This is a genomic window from Coprococcus intestinihominis (assembly GCF_040096555.1).
In the GTDB taxonomy this organism is placed as follows: domain Bacteria; phylum Bacillota; class Clostridia; order Lachnospirales; family Lachnospiraceae; genus Coprococcus_A; species Coprococcus_A intestinihominis.
The window spans coordinates 1-1,886 of sequence record NZ_JBBMEK010000398.1; the positions used below are offsets into that span (position 1 = coordinate 1).

2 protein-coding genes are annotated in these 1,886 nt (G+C 44.2%); both read right to left on the reverse strand.

The window, feature by feature from the left end:
- On the reverse strand, positions 1 to 927 hold a 927-nt coding region (locus WMO25_RS17600; protein ID WP_349086491.1), incomplete at its 3' end, for a DNA topoisomerase.
- Positions 928 to 1,104: 177 nt separating this feature from the next.
- Positions 1,105 to 1,886: ATP-binding protein (locus tag WMO25_RS17605; RefSeq protein WP_349086493.1), on the reverse strand; the 782-nt coding region annotated here is incomplete at its 5' end.

Sequence of the window (1,886 nt, forward strand, 5' to 3'; positions counted from 1 at the left end):
ATCTTCCGTCAGAAACCTGCTGTCGGTACGGGGATAAGTGACCAGTTTCTTTTCATAGAGGTTCTGCGTGTAGTCCAAGGTCTGCTGTGCCGTGTAGCCAAGCACACGGTTGGCTTCTCTCTGTAAACTGGTCAGGTCATAGAGCGCAGGCGGCTTTTCTGTTTTCTCCTTACATTCAGCTTTCTGAACGATTGCCACCGAACAGCTTTGTTTGACAGCTTCGGCTGCTGCCTTGGTTTTGAAGCGTTCGCTTGCAGCCGTAAAACCATCCAATCCAATCTGAACTGTGTAGAACAGTTCAGGCTTGAATGCGGAAATGGCAGCTTCTCGCATAACAGCCATAGCAAGGGTAGGGGTCATAACACGACCAACATTCAGGGTCTGCCCGTAAAGGGTCGAAAAAAGTCGAGTAGCGTTAATACCAACAATCCAGTCGGCTCGTTCTCGACACAGTGCTGCTTCATACAAAGCATCATATTCCGTTCCAGACCTGAGATTTTCAAAGCCCTCCTTGATTGCTACATCTTCCATCGAGGAAATCCAAAGCCGCTCAAACGGCTTTCTGCACCCGGCTTTGTGGTACACCAACCGAAAGATCAGCTCGCCCTCACGACCGGCATCTGTTGCACACACAAGACTCGCAACATCTTCTCTGGCCATGAGCTTTTTCAGAATCCCAAACTGTTTTTTCGTACCGGCAGAAACCTCATACTGCCAGTCCATCGGGAAGATAGGAAGGTCTGCATAAGCCCATTTGCTGTACTTCGCATCATAGACTTCCGGCTGTGCCAGCTCCACCAAATGCCCTACACACCAGCTGACCACATATCCGTTTCCCTCTAAGTAGCCATCCTCACGCTTGGCAGCACCTAACACTTTGGCAATACTCTGTGCAACCGAAGGCTTTTCAGCCAAAACTAATTTCATTTGCATCTGCTCCTTTCACAAAAAAATAAGCAGCCACACACCGTAGTGCATGACTGCTATGTAAAAAGTTCGGAAAGGATTTTTGCAACCTGATACAATTTTCTGTTCTACAATCTCCGTCATAATAAAAATATCTCCATCATTTCAAAAGAGAATGACGGAGATATTTCACCTTGCTTATTCTTGTAGCAACCAATCGGCTATATCGTGAATTTCGATTCCTTCATAGCTATATTGGGGATGTTTGGTTCTGGCAATAATCATTTTCGGATAAGCGTCTCGAATCTGAAGCAGAGGAGAGCATTCTCTCTCAAATGTTTCCTGCCCGGAAATGTTGTCGCTGACCTGAATATAAATCTTTTCGCTACCTCTCTGAGCAACAAAGTCGATTTCCTTTTGATAGAGCTTGCCGACATAGACATCATATCCACGGCGAAGAAGCTCGATACAAACAACGTTTTCATATACTCTGCCATAGTCTATATTTCTGCTTCCCAGTATTGCATATCGAATACCGCTGTCACACAAATAGAACTTTTCAGAGCTTTCAAGGTATTTCTTACCTCGGATGTCATATCTCTTAATATCATAAAATACAAAAGCATTGCACAAATACTTAATGTACTTGCCGACGGTTACATGATTGGTTGGAGTCTCATTTGCTGTCAGTAGCTGACTGACCTTATTCGGAGAAGTCAGGTTGCTGATATTATCCATAAGGAACTCGCTCAGACGTTGTAAAACCAAAGTGTCCGGGAGAGTATATTTCTGTACCAAATCCCTTGTAACAATCGTTTCGTAGACCTCTTTGATATAGTTTGTTCTGTCTTTTTCGGTTCTATAAGCATAGGAACCTGCTAAACCGCCCTTGATAGCGTACTCATCAAAGAGCTTATCTTTGTCACTAATATCATCATAATACTGGCAATATTCCTGGAAGCTGAAAGGAAACACATGAA